Consider the following 17,522-nt stretch of genomic DNA (forward strand, 5'->3'; position numbering starts at 1 on the left):
TGTAGCGATGCTTACAAGAATTGGTGATCCTGGTTCGCTATGCCTCAGGCCGGTGCATTCAGCCCTTTGCGCCACTGCTTGATCAGATCGAGCTGGGCGCAGCGGGGGTCGCCACTGGGCCGTCGCTGGATGAAGCTGCCGTCGCTCTGCATGTCCCAGGCGGCGCAGTCGTCGTTCTGGTAGGTGTCCAGCAGGCGCTCCAGCTGGCTGCGCAGCTGTGGATTCTTGATCGGCGTCACCGCTTCGACGCGACGGTCGAGGTTGCGTGGCATCCAATCGGCGCTACCGATGTACATCTCTGGCTCACCGGCATTGGCGAACCAGAACATCCGGGAGTGCTCGAGAAAGCGGCCGATGATGCTGATCACCTGGATCGTTTCGCTCACACCAGGCACCCCGGGTCTCAGGCAGCACATCCCTCGGATCACCAGCTCGATAACCACCCCGGCCTGGGATGCTTCATAGAGCAGGGCGATGATCGCTGGATCCACCAGGGCATTCATCTTCGCGCGGATGTGTCCGCCTCTGCCCTCGCGGGCGTGGCTGATTTCCCGCTGGATCAGGGCCTCCATTCCCTTGCGCAGGGTGACGGGAGCCACCAGCAGACTGCGGAAGCTCTGCTGTTTCGAGAAGCCGGTGAGGTAGTTGAACAGCTCCACCAGATCCTGCCCAAGCTCCGGTTGGGCCGAGAGCAGGCCTAGGTCGGTGTAGAGGCTGGAGGTTTTGGAGTTGTAGTTGCCTGTGCCGATGTGCACGTAGCTGCGCAGCCGTTCTTTTTCCTTGCGCACCACGAGCATGATCTTGGTGTGGGTTTTGAGGCCCAGCACGCCATAGACCACGTGAACGCCCGAGTGCTCGAGCTGACGGGCCCATTGGATGTTGTTGTCCTCGTCGAAGCGTGCCTTGAGCTCCACCAGGGCCATCACCTGCTTGCCGTTCTCGGCGGCGCGGATCAGCGCCGCGATGATGGGCGAATCCTTCGAGGTGCGGTAAAGGGTCATCTTGATGGCCAGCACCGAGGGGTCGTCGGCGGCCTGGTTGATGAACTCCTCCACCGAGGTGGAGAAAAGGTCGTAGGGGTGATGGAGCAGCACATCGTTGCGCCGGATCGCCGCAAAGATGCTTTCGAACTCCTCGGCCTTGATCGAGCCATCCCCCAGGCGGCTCTTCTGGGCCCGGCCCAGGGCGGTGGCGGTGCGGCCCTGGTGGGGCTTGTCCTTGAGCTGGGGCAGGGGGATCGCCAGCAGGCGCATCAGGTCGTCGAGGCCCAGGGGTCCATTGATCCGATAGAGGTCGGCCAGATCCACATCGGTGCCCTCCATCAACAGATCCACCACCTCATCGGGCATCTCGTTGGCCACCTCGAGCCGCACCACTTCTCCGCCGCGGCGGCGTTTGCGCAGGCCCTCCTGCAGAGCCTCCATCAGATCGTCGGCCTCCAGGTCGCGCAGCTCCAGGTCAGCGTCGCGGGTGATGCGGAAGAAGTAATGCCCCTCGATCGTCATGCCGGGGAAGAGCAGCTGCAGGTTGAAGGCCACCACCTGCTCCAGGGGCACCACGGTGTACACGGGGGAGGGCTCGCGGGTGCACAGTTCGGTGGGAATCTCGACGAAGCGCGGCAGGGTCTTGGTGGGCACCTTCACCCGGGCGAACTGCTGTTGCCCGGTGTCGGGATCGCGGATCAGTGCCGCCACGTTCAGGCTGAGGTTGCTCATGAACGGGAAGGGATGGGCTGGATCCACCGCCAGGGGGGTGAGCACCGGAAAGATGGCGGTCTGGAAGTAGGTGTTGACCCAGGTCTTCTGTTGTTTGTTCAGGCGTTGGTAGTCGATCAGTTGAACGCCCTGATCGAACAGCTCCTGTTTGAGGTGATGGCGGTAGTGGGCCTGCTGTTGCTCCAGCAGCGGGCGCAGTTTCAGCTGGATCGCCTCCAGCTGCTCCCGGGGGGTGAGACCGTCGTCGCTGAGGGTGGAGACGCCCGCCTCCAGCTGTGACTTCAGGGACGCCACCCTGACCATGAAGAACTCATCAAGGTTGTTGCTGAAGATGGCGCTGAATTTCGCCTGCTCCAGCAATGGCGTGGCGGGATCAAGGGCCTGGGCCAGCACGCGGCTGTTGAACGCGATCCAGCTCAGCTCGCGGTTGATGTAGAGCTCTGGTGCCACGACTGGCTCATTCATCACCGGATCCATGGCTGGGGCTGTTGGGTGGAAGGTAGCAATCAGGGCCTGGGAGGCACGGTCGTGGACTTGCTTGCGGAAAGGCTGCTGAGGGGTCCAGCTCCGGCCACCAGCAGGCCCACCACCAGAAACAGGGCGATGCCGGCCCAGAAGGGGCTGGTCTTGCCCACCAGGTCGTAGGCCAGGCCCGCCAGGGGTGGGCCGATGAAACTGCCCAGACTCTGAAGACCCTGGAGGCTGCCCAGGGCTGCTCCCTGGCCACTGTCATCCAGCCGGCGTGACACCTGGCTGCGCAGGCAGGGGGTGACCAGCCCGGTGCCGAAGGCCAGCAGGGCCAGGGCCGGGAAAACAACCTGCAGGGCGTTGGCCTTCGTGGCCAGGGGAATCAGGAGACAGCCCACGACCACCAGGCCCAGGCCGACCTGGCTGAGGCGTACCTCACCGAAGCGTTGCACCAGCGGTCCGATCAGACCTCCTTGCACCACCGTGGCCACCACCCCCACCACCAGGAAGGCCATGGCGGCCAGCTCCGGCCCCCAGCCGAACACCTGCTTGAAATAGAGCACCAGCACGGCGGTGAAGCCGCCGAAGCCCAGAAAGAACAGAAAGAAGGCCAGGCTGAGCCGCCGCACCCGGGGGTTGCGAAACACCCGCATCAGCTGGGTGAGCGGGTTGAGCTCCCGCTTGCGCGGCAGTGCCAGGCGCGCGGCCGGGGGATGGGTTTCCGGCAGCACCGTGATCACCAGCACCAGGTTCACGGCTGCCACCGCCACCGCCAGCAGCAACGGCAGCGTCACATTCACCCCCGCCAGCAGCCCCCCCAGGGCAGGCCCGAGGATGAAGCCAAGCCCGAAGGCCACGCCGATCAGTCCGAAGGCCTTGGCCCGCTTCTCCGGAGGACTGATGTCGGCCAGCACGGCGCCGGCGGTGGCGGCAGTGCCGCCGCTGACCCCATCGATCAGCCGGGCGGCGAACAGCAGCGGCAGCGGCCAGGCGCTGCCCGCCGGCCAGGGCAGGGCCAGGGTGAGGGCAAAACCGCCCAGGCCCAGAACCGAGCCGGCTACACAGCCGGCGATCACCGGCTTGCGTCCGAAGCGGTCGCTGAGGGCACCGATCAACGGGGTGAACAGGAACTGGGCCAGGGCGTAGCTCCCAGCCAGCAGCCCCAGGGTGCGCCCATCGCTGGTGAAGCTGGCCAGCAGGAACGGCAGCAGGGGAAAGACGATGCTCTCCCCCAGGCGGTCGTTCAGCAGCGTCAGGAAGATGCAGAACCGCGTGGAGGGGCGCGACCAGCCCATGGCGACGACCCGCAACACAGCCGTTACCTTCCCATGGGCAGTCGTCAACAGCAGGAGCTGGAGCCTGCAGTGGTTGGCGCGGCTGTGGCCGATGTGAAGGGCATCACGCTGCCGCAGCCAGGAAACAGGCCGAAGTGGGCGCTGGAGTGGGCGTTGATGAAGCTGAAATGGGGTGCCAGCCGGCTCTGGTGCAGCATCTTGAAGCTATTGCCGCAGACGGCAAACACCCGGCCTGTTTCAAAGCTGTGGTGGATGTCGAGGTCGACGCGGTGCGGGTGGCCGGGGATTGTGCCCTTGTAGATGACTGCCTGGCCGTGATCTTCACAGGCATCTTCGAGGCTGTCGATGTTGAACAGCCGGTAGGTGGCGGAGAAGAAGCGCAGCTCGCCGGTGCGTGCTGCCAGCTCCGGATCGGTGATCTCCAGGGGGCGGTCGCCCGCCAGGCGCGGATCGGCGAAGCCCGCCTGGCGGGCCAGGCGCAGGAAGTCGTTCCAGTAGAGGGCGCCACTGAGGCATTCGCCGTAGAGCACTGGATCGGCCTGCAGGGCCTGGGGCACGCGCCGGTCGGCGTAGACATCGGCGAAGTGGAACTCACCGCCCGGCTTGAGCAGCCGCCGCACGCCGCGCAGCACCGCCAGCTTGTCGGTGGAGAGGTTCACCACGCAGTTGGAGATCACCACATCGAAGCTGGCGGGCTCCAGGTCGAGCTGTTCCAGCTGCTCGATGAAGCCCTCCAGAAAACGGACGTTGTCGTAGCCGAAGGCCTCGGCGTGAAAGACGCGGTGGGACTCCGCCACCGCCAGCTGCTCCGCCGTCATGTCGACCCCCACCACGCTGCCGCCCGGTCCCACCAGCTGGGCGAGCAGGTAGGCGTCGCGGCCGCTGCCGCAGCCCAGGTCCAGCACCCGCGCCCCCTCCAGCAACGGCGGGCAGACCAGGCCGCAGCCGTAGTAGCGGGAGAGCACCTCGGGATGGAGGCGGCCCAGCAGGGGCCGGAGGGCGGCGGGCACGGCGCTGGCATCGCAGCAGGCGTTGGTGCGCAGATCGGCGCTGCTGGTCAGGGTGCTGCCGTAATAGGTCTGCACGGCCTGCTGCACGGCGGCCTCGTTCAGGGGGGTGCGGGTCATGCGGTGGTGGGCAGCTACCGGTTTTGAAGGCTAGTGATCAAGGCGGGGCCTCGGCCCAGGCTCATCCCTGCCGCCAGAGCTTCCAGCGCTCCAGGGCCAGCCGCGCGATCCAGGGGAAGGCCCCCAGCAGCGCCAGCGACAGCAGCAGCGGCGGCGTGAGGATGCCCTCGAGGCTGCGCAGCTGACCCAGCTGCGTGCCGGCGTTCACATAGACGAGGGTGCCGGGCAGCATGCCGATCTGGCTGGTGACGTAAAAGGAGAGCGTGCGGATCGGCGTGAGCCCCATCACCACATTCACCAGGAAAAAAGGAAATACCGGCACCAGCCTCAGGCTGAGCAGGTAGAGCACCCCGTCGCGGCGCAGGCCCTCCTCGATCGGGGCCAGCCTGGCGCCGAAGCGTTTCAGCATCGGCTCGCGCAGCAGGGTGCGGGCCAACAGGAAGGCGATGGTGGCCCCGGCGCTGGAGGCGAATGAAACCAGCAGGGTGCCGAGCCCCAGCCCGAACACCGCGCCTCCGGCCAGGGTCATCACCGCCGCGCCAGGCAGGGAGAGCCCGGCGACCAGCACATAGGCCAGGCCGTAGAGGGCCGCGGCACGGACAGGCGCCTGCTGGCGCCAGGCCAGCAGGCTGGTGTGGGCGTCGCGCAGGGCGTCGAAGCTGAGCTGCCGGGGCAGATCCAGGAGGAAGAACAGCGCCAGCAGTGCGGCCACCGCCAGCAGCAGCAGCCAGCGTCTGGAGGCTGGGATGGAAGTTGGGATGGAGGGGACGTCTCGCTCGGGTTTTGCCGTCATGCGGCCAGCGCCCCGCCGCAGCTGGAGCCGCTGCCGGCAGTGCAACCAAAGCAGTGGTCGGCCACCTGGATCGGATCGCCGCTGGGGTCGCGCCGCAGCAGATCCCTCAGGTGGGAGCGTTCACCTGGCTCAGCTGCGGCTGCAGCGGCCGGATCGCCAGCAATCGCCAGCCCCAGCTGCTGGTTGAAATCGCAGTCGTAGAGGAAGCCCTGCCAGTCGACGCTGATCAGCTTGCGGCACATCACCTGCACCAGGTTGGCGTCGCGGTGGCTGCGGCGCAGCAGCTCCCGGTAGTCCTCCAGCTCCCCCTGGGCGCTCAGCACCGCCGCGAAGCGCTGGACCGGCATGTTGGCCAGGGCATAGAGACGGTTGAACACCACGCCGTGATCGGCCGCCAGCACACGCCGGTAGTCGGCCTCCAGCGGCCCCTGCGCCGGTGGCAGCATCGCCCCCTGGGGGTTGTACACCAGGTTCAGCTCCAGACCCGAGCCCGGCAGGCCGTAGCCGAGCGCGTTGAGCTGACGCAGGCCGTCGATGCTGCGCTGGAACACCCCGGAGCCTCGCTGACGCTCCACGTTGTCCTGCAGGTAGCAGGGCAGCGAGGCCACCACCGTGACCCCCTCGGCGGCCAGAAAGGCGGCCAGATCCTCCTGGCCCGGCTCCTGCAGGATCGTGAGATTGCAGCGATCGATCACCTCCACCCCCAGGGCGCGGACCCGTCGCACCAGTTGCCGGAACTCGGGGTGAAGCTCAGGCGCGCCGCCGGTGAGATCGAGGCAGCGCAGCTTCCTGGCGGCCAGCACCTCGGGGATCAGGGCCAGGGTGGCGGCCTCCATGCTTTCGGTGCGGGTCGGGCCGGCATTCACGTGGCAGTGCACGCAGGCCTGGTTGCAGCGGTAGGTGAGGTTCACCTGAAGGGTTTCCAGGCGGTCTCGCCGCAGCGGCGGGAAGGGTGCCGGAGCCGTGGCGGGCCTGGGCAGGGTGGGGGGTTGGGGTGGCATGGCTGAGGTGTTGGTTCAGATCGTGCCGCCGAGCACCTGACGGCCCTCCGGCTTGGCGCCGAGGCCGCCAAGCGGTTCGATGCTGACGGCCACGCTGCTGGCCTGGCTGGTGGGAGAGGTGGGGATGGGCATCGCCACATGCCCCTTGTCATCGGGAACGAAGGGCACGCAGCCCACCAGCCGGCCATTCACGGTGGCCCAGAGCCGGTAGGTGTGAGCCGCTGGTGGTGGCGGCAGACCCTCCACCATCAGCATGTTGTGGGTGGGGTTCCCGGTGACGATCACCTCGCCGCTGGCGGCCCCTTCCTCCGCCATCGCTCGCAGCGGCAGCCGCCGGCTGGTGGTGCTGAACGGAGTGCCGCTGGCCAGTTGCCGCTGCAGCTGGGCCAGTTGCGCCTGGGTGCGATGCAGCTGCACTCCCATCACCAGCAGACCGAGGCCGAGGGCGGCGGCGATCAGGCCGGGAAGGCGCGGGGCGGCGGGGCCGGCCAGCAGCCGTTGACGCAGCGAGGCCGGCGGGACGGTGTGGGCGGGAAGGGCCAGGGGCAGCAGTTCCAGGGTGGTGCTGAATTCATCGAGCCGCTGGCGCAGGGCGGGCTGCTGGCGCAGGAGCTCGGCCAGTTGCGCGCGCTCCAGCTCGTCGAGGTCGCCGAGGGCGTGGCCGGCCAGCAGGGCATCCACATCGAGCGCCTGGCCGGAGCCGTCGCGGAAGCTGGGGGGGTGGTCGCTGCTCATGGCTGGGAGTGGTAATCGATCAGCAACGTGCGCAGGCGGATCAGGCCCTGCCGGGCGCGGGTCTTGACGGTGCCGAGGGGCAATTGCAGGCGCTCGGCGATCGCCGACTGGCTCAGTCCTTCGTAATAGGCCATCTCCAGCACCTGCCGCTGGTTGGCGGGGATCGTGGCCAGGGCGGATCGCACCCGCAGGGCAAGGTCGTCGGCTTCGGCGCATTCCTGGGGGTTGCGCACCGCGGCCGGGAACAGCTGGGACGACCAGCGTTGCACCAGTTGCCAGCGGTTCTGGCGTTGCTGGATGCGGTTGAACGCCATCGAGCGGGTCATCAGCAGCAGGTAAGCCAGCACCGGACCCCGCTTCGGGTCGTAGCGGCCCTGCTGCCAGTAGCGCACGAACACGTCGTGGCAGAGGTCTTCGGCTTCCTGCGGCGAGCGGCAGAGGCGCAGCGCCAGCCGGTAGACCGGGGCGCCGCAGCTGTCGTAAAGGGCCGCCAGATGCTGGGGCTGCCCACTGCCGGCTGGCAGAGGCGGTGTGGCGGTGGCCCCCGGTTCGGAGCGGCTCACGGGCACGGCGCGGGCGGATCGGAACGGCATGGTGGATGTACCGGCGACGCGCCGTATCGGATTGGGCTGGACCAGCGGCTCCAGCTGGCGCCCGTCATCAACAGCAGCAGGCCGGCACCGCCGGCCCAGCCGATCGGTTCCCCCAGCAGCAGGGCGGCGCTGACGGCGGCCACCGGGATCGAGAGCGAGCCCCACAACGACACGGTGGCCACATCGAAGTGCCGGTAGGCCTGCCGCAGGCTCAGTTCACTGCCCAGCGACAGGCACAGGGCGTAGATGAGGATCACCCCCACCACCCACCACAGCTGCAGCAGCTGGAAGTGCTGCGGGCCGAACAGCACCAAGGCCAGCAGGCCGAACACCAGGGCCATGGCGGTGGAGGGCACGCCGACGGTCACCGCCAGAGGTAAGCCGCGGCTGGCGATCCGGCGGCCGCTCACGGCGGAGCCGCTGTAGGCAGCGACCCCCAGCAGTGCCCAGCTCACCCCCGCCAACTGATCCATGGGTGTATGGACCAGGATCGTCCCCAGCTGGGCGAGCAGCAGGCCGGCGACGATCAGCGTCAGGCTGACCCAGAAGCCGTTGGGCAGGCGTTCGCGCAGCAGCGTCCACGCCAGCAGGGCCGAGGCGGGCAGCACCAGGGCGAACAGAAGTGTCTGGCTGATCACCGAGAGCGACTGCAGAGCCATGTAGTAAGCGATCGGGGCGATGAACAGCCCCAGTACCGCATCGAGGCCGAGCAGGCGCCGGTCGGTCGGCCGCAGCCGGGACAGATCACGCCCCAGCGTGGTGCGCCCGGGCAGCAGCGCCGCCAGGCCCACCACCAGCTCGGCGACGAAGAACACGTTGCAGAAGCTGATCGGGTTCTCGCCGTTGACCAGATGATTGGCGCCCTGGCTCTGCAGGCCCTTGAGCACGGTGGCGTCAAGCCCCCGCAGCAGCACATAGAGCGCCAGGGGAAGCATCCAGCGTCGATCGGCAGGCCCGGCCCCCAATCCGTTCGGACCTGTCATCGGTACCTGTGCAGTAGGGGCGGCCCCTCGGCCGGTGGTCCCCGTGATCCACACCCTCACAGCCAACCCCTGACTCCGTTCCCCGCCATGTCGTTCCTTCCCATCTCCGTCACCCGCGGCGTTGCTGTGCTGGGCCTCAGCGCCGCCACCATGCTGGCGGCCCAGGCTGCCGAGATGAAGCAGCACCAAGGCAGCTTCATCAAAGCCGAAGCGCCGGTGAGCGGCAGTTTCGTGATCAAGCAGGAGGGCGGCAAACGGTTGCTCATGCTCAGCCGTGACTTCAAAACCAGCGACAGCGCTCCCGACCTGAAGCTGGCCTTCAGCCCCTCGGCCACTCCGCTGGCGATGAGCAAGCCGCCCAAATTCGCTCTCAAGCCCGGCAGCTACACGGTGCTGGCGCCGCTGAAATCCAGCAAGGGTGGTCAGACCTACGTGATCCCCGCCTCGATCGATCTGGCTCAGCAGAAGTCGGTGCTGATCTGGTGCGAGAAGTTCAACGCCACCATGGCCTGGGCGCCCCTGGGAGGCTCCGCCATGCCAAAGGACGGAATGATGAAGAAGTGAGCTTTGGCTCTCTCCCCAGCCGCCGGCTCCAGACGGCGCCATGATCGCCGGCATGGATTCAGCCCCGGCCCGGCTCAGCCACCTCAACGCCAGCGGTGAGGTGCACATGGTGGAGGTGGGTGATCGCCCCGCCACAGACCGCCGCGCCGTGGCCGAGGGCTTCCTGACCATGGAGGCGTCGGTGCTGGCGCTGGTGCTCGAAGGCCGGGCCCCCAAGGGGGATGTGCTGGCGGTGGCGCGGGTGGCGGCGATCCAGGCGGCCAAGCGCACCTGGGAGCTGATTCCCCTCTGTCACCCGATCGGTCTCACCGGCCTGGAGGTGCGGATCGAGCCCAGCGCCGATGGCCGCGGCCTGCGCCTCGAAGCGTCCGCCCGCACCACCGGCCCCACGGGGGTGGAGATGGAGGCACTCACCGCTGCGGCTGTGGGTCTGCTCACCCTCTACGACATGGTGAAATCCGCCGATCCGGCCATGACCATCGGCCCGGTGCGGCTGCTGGAGAAGACGGGGGGACGCCACGGCGCCTGGCACCATCCCGCCGCCGTGCCCTCCTGAGCCGTGAGCCCCGATGAGCACCAGCGCTGCATCGCCTGAGCCCTACCCCCGCGAGGGTCTGCCCCTGGAGGAGGCCCGCCGCCAGGTGCTGGCCGCCCTCATGCCTCTGGCCGGCAGCGAGCGGCTGCCGCTGCAGCAGGCCCTGGGCCGGGTGAGTGCCGAGCCGGTGCTGGCCACCGAGGCGGTGCCCGGCTTCCGCGCCTCGATCATGGATGGCTATGCCCTGGCGGCGGCGAGTGTCCCGCAGGTGGGACACTCGTGGCCTTTGGTGGGTCGCTCGGCGCCAGGGGCCCCCTACCCCCGGACTCTGGCGGAGGGCGAAGCCATCCGCATCCTCACCGGTGCTCCCCTGCCGGAAGGGGCCACCCGGGTGCTGCCCCAGGAGCTGGTGGCCGCTGACGGTGAGCGGCTGAGCCTGATGCGCGAGGTGGGGCCCAACCCCTGGATCCGCGCCGCTGATGAGGAGGCCGCCGCCGGCCAGGAGCTGCTGGGCGCCGGAGTGCGTCTCGGCCCTGCCGATCTGGGCCGGCTGGCCAGTTGCGGCGTGGCGGAGCTGGTGGTGCGGCGGCGCCCCCGTGTGGGGCTGCTGATCACGGGCGATGAACTGGTGCCGGCGGGCAGTGCCCGCGGGCCGGGGCAGATCTGGGAGAGCAACGGCACGCTGCTGGTGGCGCTGCTGGAGCGGCTGGGGCTGGCGGTGGCCGAGCGTCGGGTGGTGGCCGATCAGCCCGCCGCCCTGCGCGCTGCCCTGCTGGAGCTGGCGGCCGGCTGCGATCTGGTGGTGAGCACCGGCGGGGTGTCGGCGGGTGACAGCGACTGGATCCGGCCGCTGCTGGCGGAGCTGGGATCGGTGGCGTTCTGGAAGCTGTTCCTCAAGCCCGGTCGGCCGTTCGCCTTCGGGCGGCTGGGCGATGGGGGCGCTGGCACGCCTTTTTTTGGCCTGCCGGGCAATCCGGTGGCGGCGGCGATCACCGCCCTGCAGCTGCTGCTGCCGGCGCTGCAGCTCCTGGAGGGAGCGCCGGTGCAGCCGCTGCCGCGCCTGAAGGTGCGCCTGGCCGCTGATCTGAAGCGAGGCTCAGGCCGCCCCGAGCTGGCCCGCGCCCGTCTGCAGGTGGGACCCGATGGCGAGCTGCTGGCGCTGGTGGGTGGCAGCCAGGCCTCCTCCCGCATCGGTTCGCTGCAGGGTGCAGACCTGCTGCTGGAGATTCCGGCGGAGCTGGGCACGCTTGCGGCCGGCACGGAGCTGTGGGCCCAGCTGCTGCGCCTGCCCATCTTCTGAAGGCTGTCGCTGCGTTGAACACGCTCCTGCATGCCGCTGCGCTCAGAACGCCGTGTTGCCCTCCACCCAGGTGCCCACACCGCCGCACCACTCCCGCTTCCAGAAGGGGGCCTCGTGCTTGAGGGCTTCGAGCAGCTCCTGACCGCCCCGCTGGGCCGGACCGCGCCGGTCGGCGGCCACGGCCACCAGCACGATCGTCTCCCCCGGCAGCACCCGGCCCACCCTGTGATCCACCCGCGCCGCCAGCAGGCCATGACGGCGGCTGATGGCGGCGGCGATCCGCTCGATCTGGGCTTCGGTCATGCCGGGGTAGTGCTCCAGCTCCAGCGCCTCGATCGGTGCGCCATGGGCGGTGCGGCCGCGCACCCGACCGATGAAATGGGCTTCCGCGGCCGGTGCTTCGGCGCCGCCGGCCGTGAGATTCCGCTGCCAGTCCGCCAGGGACGAGAGCGGGTCGAAGCGGGCGGGATGGAGCCTGAGCTGCAGCGGGCGTTCCTCTGCCGATGGATGTGCCATCGGCTCAGCCCCCACTGATCGGCGGCAGGAAGGCCACCTCATCGCCGCTCTGGAGCGGCTGATCGAGTGCGGAGAATGCCTGGTTCACCGCCACCCGCACCTGGGGCGGGATGGCCGCGCCCAGACCCAGCTGCGGCCAGAGGTTCGCCGGTGTGGGCGACGGAGAATCCGGCGTGATCGCCAGGCTTCGCTCGCCCCAGCCCGCCTGCTCCCGCAGCGAGGCGAACAGGCGCACCGTGATCACGGACGGACGGCCACCAGCACCCGGTGCCGGTGGTCGGAGGCCACCCGGCGGATGGCCGTGAACCCCGCCTCGGCCAGGGCGGCGGGCAGATCCAGACGGAAATAGTCTTCGAGATAGGGCTCGGTGGCCTTGAGCAGGGTGGCCAGGGCCGGCGGCATGGCGCGGATCACCTCCGCCTCCGGGTCCTGGTCCACCAGGGCCAGCACGCCCTGGGGACGCAGCAACCGCGCCGCTTCTCTCAGCACCGCCCGGGTGGCATCGCCCGGCAGTTCGTGGCAGAGGAACTGGGCGGTGATCAGATCGAAGCTCGCCGCCTGCAGGCCCGTGGCTTCGGCGGCGCCGTGGTGCCAGGCCTTGATGCGGCCGCTGGCGTCGCGCACCCGCGCCACCGCCAGCATCTGGGGGGAGAGATCGAGGCCACTCACGTGCACATCGCTGTGGCCGTGCTGCTCGAGCCAGTCGGTGAGCGCCAGGGTGCCCACCCCCACGGAGCAGCCGATGTCGAGCACATCGCGCACCGGGCCGTTGAGGCTGGGTTCAATCGCGGCATAGATGCCGTCGCGCATGCGCTGCTGGGCGGCCTCGGGGGTGAGTTGCTTTTCCTCCTTCCACACCCGCAGGGCCACCGAATCGGTGGCCTGCTCGGTTTCGCAGGCGGCCTGCCAGCAGAGGTTGCCCTCCTCGTAGGCGTGAAATCGGGCGCGGTAGTAGGGGGGGATCACGGTGGCCGGGTTGGTGGACGCCACCAGCAGGGGCTCCGCCTGCTGGCGCAACTGCTCGCGCCGCCGCCTCCAGGGGATGCCCCGGGTTTCGGCGGTGCGGATCATCATCCGCCGGGCCTGCAGGAACAGCAGCTGACGCACGGGCTCCACCGCCAGCACCGCGGCGATCAGCCGCCCCAGGGGCGTGCGCGCATCCACCCAGGGGGGCGGTGGCGGCGAGCCGATCACCGGGCCGGTGGGGATGGCGCTGGTGTTCATCGGCAGGCTGGGATCGGCGGCGTGGCTGCCATCCTGACGCCCCTGGCGGATCAGTCGGGGAGCGTTTGCTCGATCACCCAGCGCCGGTAGGCGGGATCGGGGTCCTGCAGTGGCGTGGCCATGATCGCGGGGATCTCGTAGGGGTGAACCTCACGAAGCCGCTCCATCAGCGCCTGCCGGTGTTGCTGGGTGGTCTTGAAGGTGATCCGGATCTCCGGCTCCTCCACCAGCTCCCCCTTCCAGACGTAGATGCTCTCGATCGGCTCCAGCTGGGCGCAGGCCGCCAGGCCCGCACGCACCATCTGCCTGGCCAACCGTCTGGCGTCGTCGCGGTTCGCCACCGTGGTGAGCACGGCCAGCAGCGACGACTCGGGGGTGGTCATGGCGGATCGGCTGGCTGTCGCCTGGAACGGATGAAGCTCACCATCACGCAGAGATGGGTGATGGTGTCAACCGCCTGGCAGAAGCCGATGGCTGAAGGGCTGATCAAACCCCGCCAGGCGCAGCAGATCAGATCACCCGTCCGACCGGGGTGCGGCGCAGCAGGATCGTGAGCAGCCAGCTCCCGCTCAGGGCCACACCAAAGCTGACCAGGAACTTGAGCGCGGCGGGCAGCGGGGCGCCCAGCAGGACGAACTGGCTCCAGGTGACCAGTGGGTAATGCAGCAGGAAGATGCCGTAGGAGTTCTGCCGCAGGCTCTCGGCCAGCCGGCTGGGGGTGCCGAGATGGCGGCGGGCGAAGCCCAGGGCCGCCAGGATCGTGAACGTGGCGCAGGCGGCACTGCTGAACGCAAGGGCCAGGCGCAGGCTGAAGGGTGGTTGAGCGGCCAGGCCGGCCGGTTGGGCCTGGAGCACCACGGTGAGCAGATAGGCGAGGGCGCCCACCACCGCCCAATGGCGCCAGGGCCGCAGCAGGGTCAGCGAGAGCGCCTCTTCCAGGTTGCCCGCCCCCAGCGCCACGCCCAGCAGGAACCAGGCGGCGTAGAGCAGCAGGCGCGAGGTCTGGGCCGACATCGGACCCACCAGGGTGAACCAGTGGTTGGCACCCACGACCCGTGCCATCGCGCCGCTGGCGATCCAGCTGGCTGCCAGGCAGACCGCCATCAGCCGTCCCGATGAGCGCGGCTGCCAGCTCCAGCGGCGCAACCTGGCGGGGGCCAGGGCATAGGCCAGGGCGACCCCCAGGCTGAAGGCCAGCAGGAGCCAAAGGAACCAGGCGGGCCCCGGCGACCAGCCATCAATGCCGTAGTAGCGCTGCCAGAAGGGCAAGCCGTCCTTCTGACCGCCCATCAGCCAGGAGGGATAGAACGCCAGGGGGCTCAGCAGCCCAGCGGCCACCAGGAAGGGCAGTCCCAGCCGCTGGCCACGCTCCAGCAGGAAGCGCCGGACGCCCTTGCGCCGGAGCGCCGGCAGCACGAACAGCCCGGACAGCAGGAACAGCAGAGCCATGAAGAACTGGTCGTTCCAGCTCACCAGCACATCCAGAGGCCACCAGCGGTCGGGGTCCACCACCGGGGCGGTGGATCTGATGTAGTGCGCCGGGTCGTGGTGGGCGTGGCGGATGTAGGCCAGGGCGGCATGGTGGGCCACCACCAGCACGATCACGGCACTGCGCAGATCGTCGATCGGCCGGATCCGGCCCAATTCCTCGCTCCGATGGGCTTGGCGCAGAGGACCATTCTGAAGGGGGGCTCAGCCGGCCTGTACCGTCCACCCCAAAACCACGCACCGTCGATCGTGCCGATCTCGATTTCGTTTCGTCTGTGGGGCTGGCCTGTCGCTGTGGCGAGCAGCTTGATGGCCAGCAGCATGGTGATGACGGCCCCCGCGATGGCTGGCACGGTCAGTGGCACTGCCACTTTCCGCGAGCGGATCGCTCTGCCGCCCGATGCGGTGTTCGAGGTGGTGATCGAGGATGTCGCGCGTGCCGATGCTCCCGCCACGGTGATCGGCCGCCAGCGGATCGAACCAGCCGGCCAGCCCCCGTTTCGCTTCTCGATTCCGTATAAAGACAGCGACGTGACACCACGCGGCCGCTACACGGTGCGGGCCACCGTGCGGCACCAGGGGCGGCTGCTGTTCACCACCGACACGATCACGCCGGTGCTCGATGGCAGGAACCAACCGGTGGAGCTGCGTCTGAAGAAGGTGGGCAGTGGCCCCGCGGCCCCGCGGACCTCTCCCCCGGCTGCCTTCGGTGCGCTGCCGGCCAGCTGGCAAGGCGACATCCCCGGTGCGGGCGGCGCGATCCGCTGGCATGTGGATCTGGCCGCCGATGGCACCTACCAGCTGCGGCAGACCTTTCTGAACCGGCCCCAACCCAATGCGTTCGATGACATCGGCCGCTGGCGCCTGGAGCCCGGCACCGGGCGGCTGGTGCTGCGGGGCGGCCGCGAGGCGCCCGTCTTTCTGCAGCCGCTCGATGGTGGTGCGGTGCTGCGCAAGCTCGACCTGGAGGGCGCGCCGATCAGCTCCGCCCAGAACGATCGGCTGAAGCGGCTGCCCCAGGCAGCGCCGATCGACCCACGCCTGCAGGTCACGGGGATGTTCACCTACATGGCCGATGCGGCCAGCATCCGGCTGTGCGCCACCGGCCAGCGGCTGCCGGTGGCGATGGAAGGCGACTTCCTGGCCCTGCAACGCGCCTATCTCCAGGCCCGTCCGGCCGACAAGCCCGGCCAGCCTCTGCTGGTGGGGCTGCAGGGGCTGATCACCCAGCGGCCGTCGATGGAGGAGGGGCAGCCGCCGCGCCGCACCATGGTGGTGGAACAATTCGGGACCATCACCCCCGGACAGGGTTGCCCCAAGCCCGCCAGGGCTCAGAAGAGGTCGGGCCGCGGGCAATCCCGCCGGCAGCTTGTTGCCCCCTTGCGGGGCACCACCTGGACGCTGCTGGCTCTCGCTGGGGAGACGGTCGTCCCTCCGCAGCCCCCCGGCCGGGCGATCGAGCTGCAGCTGTCTGCCGAGACCCTGCGCCTGGCTGGTAGCAGTGGCTGTAACCGCTTGATGGGCGGGTTCAGTCTCGAGGGCGAAACGATCCGGTTCTCCCAGCTGGCCAGCACCCGGATGGCCTGCGGCCCGGAAGTGATGGCCCTCGAGCGGCGCTACAGCGAAGCCCTGGCTCTGGTGCGCCGCTGGAACATCGACAAGCGCAGCCTGCTGCTCCAGGACGCCAGCGGCAAGACGCTGCTGCTGTTCCAGGCGGGCGAGTAGCCAGATCTGGTCTGCGGTTCCGTCACTCTCTGAGCCATTCGCCTCTGAAGCGAGAGAAGGGGAGTGACACGATCCAGGAGCTGTTGGAGCCCAACGACATGAGGCCCTCGTTGATGACCCGTTTGTGCTGAATCGTTGGCGCTGTGGTGTGTGGAGACCCGTCGACCTTCTGTAGCTGAATGAACATCTGGTTCCTGGACCCGCCCATCTTCCCCGCTGCCAGGAGCCGATCTTTGCAAAAGCCATATGCTGGAATAAGTTTCAGGGATAAGCGCATGGGCTTGATGGCTTCTTATGCGGCTGCAGATCCCCATCAGATGTGGATACCGGACCCGCCGAAATACTGTTATGTCGTAAGAACATTTATCCTAATCGTTGATCGGAAAAGCCTTGCACCACCTGTTTCTTGATACCTGCGTCTGGTTTGATCTGGCCGTATCCGAGTTCTCACTCGTGGCGAAACTTGCCCGACTGATCGACGAAGGCAAGGCCAGGATTGTCATCCCGGAACTCATTCGGACTGAATGGGACGGATGCAAGAACAAGATCGAGACGCAAATCGCTAAAGAGGTTGTCGATTCCCGGCGATTTGCCATAAGATTCATGTCTTTCATGGACGAAATCGAATCTACCGATGCGTCTTCGCGGATCGCATCTGCTGATCCGAAATCAATGGGACGGAGGATCGCCGCTCATCGGATCGACGCTATAGAGACAATACTCAATTCAGATGCCACGACCCGTGTACCGGTATCTGACCAAGCGAGAACATTGGCCATCAAACACGCGTTGGAGAAAAAGGCGCCGTTCCGCATGCGTAACAGCATGGCCGATGCATTGATATTCCTCGCCGTCGTTGAGTGGGTCAACGACCAGAAGCCCGACTGCGCGGTGTTTGTGACCCATAATACCAAGGACTTTTCCGACGAAAAACGCGGTGAAGACGACGTGTTCTTCAAAGAGCGGCTTGCGCCAGACTTGCAGTCACTCGTCGAAAACAACGGAATGATGTTCGGCGCCGTAATCGGACGAGTTCTGAATGATGTTGAACAATCGGTGGCCACTGAAGCAGAGGTCGAACGAAGCGAAGCTGTCGTTGCTCGAGTGCGGCTAAATGACGATGTTCTCGAAGAACTCATGTCCGGGGGCGCTATTGCCAAATTGCTAGCGCAACACAAGAAGTTCGAAGAATTGACGTCAGGCGGCGCTATCGCCAAGATGATGGAGCAACAGAAGAAGTTCGAAGAAATGACGTCAGGCGGTGCGATCGGCAAGATGATGGAACAACAAAGGAAGATCGAGGAGATGTTCAGGCGTTTCTAGTGACGCACGACATAACGAACAAGGATAGATCGTGCGCAGCCACGATCTTATCCGGTGGTTGGACTAGCCCTTTTCGCTATTGACCAGTGGCTTACGGTAGATACGTCGGCCCGAATCTCAGCTTTCCTTCTGAATTC

Annotated in this window: 18 protein-coding genes; 5 read left to right on the plus strand and 13 right to left on the minus strand. The window is 67.7% G+C overall.

The features are described 5' to 3' along the window. Positions 1-44: 44 nt before the first annotated feature. From ppk1 to KBY93_RS12970, 8 genes are all read right to left on the minus strand, one after another. Complete coding sequence (gene ppk1, locus KBY93_RS12935; RefSeq protein ID WP_399223174.1) at positions 45-2,192, minus strand: polyphosphate kinase 1; 2,148 nt, start codon at positions 2,190-2,192, stop codon at positions 45-47. A gap of 29 nt (positions 2,193-2,221) precedes the next feature. Continuing rightward, positions 2,222-3,478, minus strand: coding sequence for an MFS transporter (locus KBY93_RS12940; RefSeq protein ID WP_255094860.1), 1,257 nt, complete (start codon positions 3,476-3,478; stop codon positions 2,222-2,224). A gap of 44 nt (positions 3,479-3,522) precedes the next feature. Next, positions 3,523-4,605: a methyltransferase domain-containing protein gene (locus KBY93_RS12945; RefSeq protein ID WP_255094842.1), complete on the minus strand. Its 1,083-nt coding sequence runs from the start codon at positions 4,603-4,605 to the stop codon at positions 3,523-3,525. Positions 4,606-4,666: 61 nt separating this feature from the next. Further along, a complete protein-coding gene (locus KBY93_RS12950) occupies positions 4,667-5,398 on the minus strand; it encodes a TVP38/TMEM64 family protein (protein ID WP_255094843.1) in 732 nt (243 codons plus the stop codon). After that, positions 5,395-6,399 carry an arsenosugar biosynthesis radical SAM (seleno)protein ArsS gene (gene arsS, locus KBY93_RS12955; RefSeq protein ID WP_255094844.1) on the minus strand — a complete coding sequence of 335 codons (1,005 nt, stop codon included), beginning with the start codon at positions 6,397-6,399 and terminating at the stop codon, positions 5,395-5,397. The genes KBY93_RS12950 and arsS overlap by 4 nt, the downstream gene beginning before the upstream one ends. Before the next feature lie 15 nt (positions 6,400-6,414). After that, positions 6,415-7,134 (minus strand): anti-sigma factor domain-containing protein, encoded by a 720-nt coding sequence (locus KBY93_RS12960; RefSeq protein WP_255094845.1) that lies wholly within the window; start codon positions 7,132-7,134, stop codon positions 6,415-6,417. Next, the gene (locus KBY93_RS12965) at positions 7,131-7,697 is read right to left on the minus strand and encodes a sigma-70 family RNA polymerase sigma factor (protein WP_255094846.1); all 567 of its coding nucleotides are present in this window, start codon (positions 7,695-7,697) and stop codon (positions 7,131-7,133) included. Before KBY93_RS12965 ends, KBY93_RS12960 begins: the two co-directional genes overlap by 4 nt. Continuing rightward, the gene (locus KBY93_RS12970) at positions 7,694-8,710 is read right to left on the minus strand and encodes a DMT family transporter (RefSeq protein WP_255094847.1); all 1,017 of its coding nucleotides are present in this window, start codon (positions 8,708-8,710) and stop codon (positions 7,694-7,696) included. The genes KBY93_RS12965 and KBY93_RS12970 overlap by 4 nt, the downstream gene beginning before the upstream one ends. 87 nt (positions 8,711-8,797) lie before the next feature. Here KBY93_RS12970 and KBY93_RS12975 point away from each other — a divergent pair, with 87 nt between their 5' ends. Genes KBY93_RS12975 through glp form a run of 3 tightly spaced genes read left to right on the plus strand, consistent with a single transcriptional unit; the run spans position 8,798 to position 11,109 of the window. Beyond that, positions 8,798-9,274, plus strand: coding sequence for a DM13 domain-containing protein (locus KBY93_RS12975; RefSeq protein WP_255094848.1), 477 nt, complete (start codon positions 8,798-8,800; stop codon positions 9,272-9,274). Between the two features lie 40 nt (positions 9,275-9,314). After that, entirely contained in the window at positions 9,315-9,830 is a 516-nt protein-coding gene (gene moaC / locus KBY93_RS12980) for a cyclic pyranopterin monophosphate synthase MoaC (protein WP_255094849.1), read from the plus strand. A gap of 13 nt (positions 9,831-9,843) precedes the next feature. Continuing rightward, positions 9,844-11,109, plus strand: a complete 1,266-nt coding sequence (gene glp / locus KBY93_RS12985; RefSeq protein ID WP_255094850.1) for a gephyrin-like molybdotransferase Glp — start codon at positions 9,844-9,846, stop codon at positions 11,107-11,109. Between the two features lie 42 nt (positions 11,110-11,151). On the opposite strand, the gene KBY93_RS12990 is transcribed toward glp, so the two are convergent. The 5 genes from KBY93_RS12990 to KBY93_RS13010 form a co-directional block, all read right to left on the minus strand. Continuing rightward, positions 11,152-11,625 (minus strand): molybdenum cofactor biosynthesis protein MoaE, encoded by a 474-nt coding sequence (locus KBY93_RS12990; RefSeq protein WP_255094851.1) that lies wholly within the window; start codon positions 11,623-11,625, stop codon positions 11,152-11,154. Positions 11,626-11,629: 4 nt separating this feature from the next. After that, complete coding sequence (locus KBY93_RS12995) at positions 11,630-11,869, minus strand: MoaD/ThiS family protein (protein WP_255094852.1); 240 nt, start codon at positions 11,867-11,869, stop codon at positions 11,630-11,632. Beyond that, positions 11,866-12,849, minus strand: a complete 984-nt coding sequence (locus KBY93_RS13000; RefSeq protein WP_255094853.1) for a class I SAM-dependent methyltransferase — start codon at positions 12,847-12,849, stop codon at positions 11,866-11,868. The genes KBY93_RS12995 and KBY93_RS13000 overlap by 4 nt, the downstream gene beginning before the upstream one ends. A gap of 50 nt (positions 12,850-12,899) precedes the next feature. Then, positions 12,900-13,232 (minus strand): divalent-cation tolerance protein CutA, encoded by a 333-nt coding sequence (gene cutA / locus KBY93_RS13005; protein WP_255094854.1) that lies wholly within the window; start codon positions 13,230-13,232, stop codon positions 12,900-12,902. Between the two features lie 127 nt (positions 13,233-13,359). Continuing rightward, on the minus strand, positions 13,360-14,493 hold the full coding sequence (locus tag KBY93_RS13010) for an acyltransferase (protein ID WP_255094855.1): 1,134 nt from the start codon (positions 14,491-14,493) through the stop codon (positions 13,360-13,362). 171 nt (positions 14,494-14,664) lie between these two features. Here KBY93_RS13010 and KBY93_RS13015 point away from each other — a divergent pair, with 171 nt between their 5' ends. Further along, on the plus strand, positions 14,665-16,062 hold the full coding sequence (locus tag KBY93_RS13015) for a YbaY family lipoprotein (RefSeq protein WP_255094856.1): 1,398 nt from the start codon (positions 14,665-14,667) through the stop codon (positions 16,060-16,062). A gap of 375 nt (positions 16,063-16,437) precedes the next feature. Further along, positions 16,438-17,385 (plus strand): PIN domain-containing protein, encoded by a 948-nt coding sequence (locus tag KBY93_RS13020; RefSeq protein WP_255094857.1) that lies wholly within the window; start codon positions 16,438-16,440, stop codon positions 17,383-17,385. Positions 17,386-17,522: the final 137 nt, after the last annotated feature.

The sequence above is a fragment of the Synechococcus sp. J7-Johnson genome (assembly GCF_024345795.1).
Classification (GTDB): domain Bacteria; phylum Cyanobacteriota; class Cyanobacteriia; order PCC-6307; family Cyanobiaceae; genus Regnicoccus_A.

Bases quoted from the DNA above. Each gene is read 5' to 3' on its own strand.
- ppk1 (WP_399223174.1), bottom strand. From the start codon at position 2,192: ATGGATCCGGTGATGAATGAGCCAGTCGTGGCACCAGAGCTCTACATC.
- KBY93_RS12940 (WP_255094860.1), bottom strand. From the start codon at position 3,478: ATGGGCTGGTCGCGCCCCTCCACGCGGTTCTGCATCTTCCTGACGCTG.
- KBY93_RS12945 (WP_255094842.1), bottom strand. From the start codon at position 4,605: ATGACCCGCACCCCCCTGAACGAGGCCGCCGTGCAGCAGGCCGTGCAG.
- KBY93_RS12950 (WP_255094843.1), bottom strand. From the start codon at position 5,398: ATGACGGCAAAACCCGAGCGAGACGTCCCCTCCATCCCAACTTCCATC.
- arsS (WP_255094844.1), bottom strand. From the start codon at position 6,399: ATGCCACCCCAACCCCCCACCCTGCCCAGGCCCGCCACGGCTCCGGCA.
- KBY93_RS12960 (WP_255094845.1), bottom strand. From the start codon at position 7,134: ATGAGCAGCGACCACCCCCCCAGCTTCCGCGACGGCTCCGGCCAGGCG.
- KBY93_RS12970 (WP_255094847.1), bottom strand. From the start codon at position 8,710: ATGACAGGTCCGAACGGATTGGGGGCCGGGCCTGCCGATCGACGCTGG.
- KBY93_RS12975 (WP_255094848.1), top strand. From the start codon at position 8,798: ATGTCGTTCCTTCCCATCTCCGTCACCCGCGGCGTTGCTGTGCTGGGC.
- moaC (WP_255094849.1), top strand. From the start codon at position 9,315: ATGATCGCCGGCATGGATTCAGCCCCGGCCCGGCTCAGCCACCTCAAC.
- glp (WP_255094850.1), top strand. From the start codon at position 9,844: ATGAGCACCAGCGCTGCATCGCCTGAGCCCTACCCCCGCGAGGGTCTG.
- KBY93_RS12990 (WP_255094851.1), bottom strand. From the start codon at position 11,625: ATGGCACATCCATCGGCAGAGGAACGCCCGCTGCAGCTCAGGCTCCAT.
- KBY93_RS13000 (WP_255094853.1), bottom strand. From the start codon at position 12,849: ATGAACACCAGCGCCATCCCCACCGGCCCGGTGATCGGCTCGCCGCCA.
- cutA (WP_255094854.1), bottom strand. From the start codon at position 13,232: ATGACCACCCCCGAGTCGTCGCTGCTGGCCGTGCTCACCACGGTGGCG.
- KBY93_RS13015 (WP_255094856.1), top strand. From the start codon at position 14,665: ATGACGGCCCCCGCGATGGCTGGCACGGTCAGTGGCACTGCCACTTTC.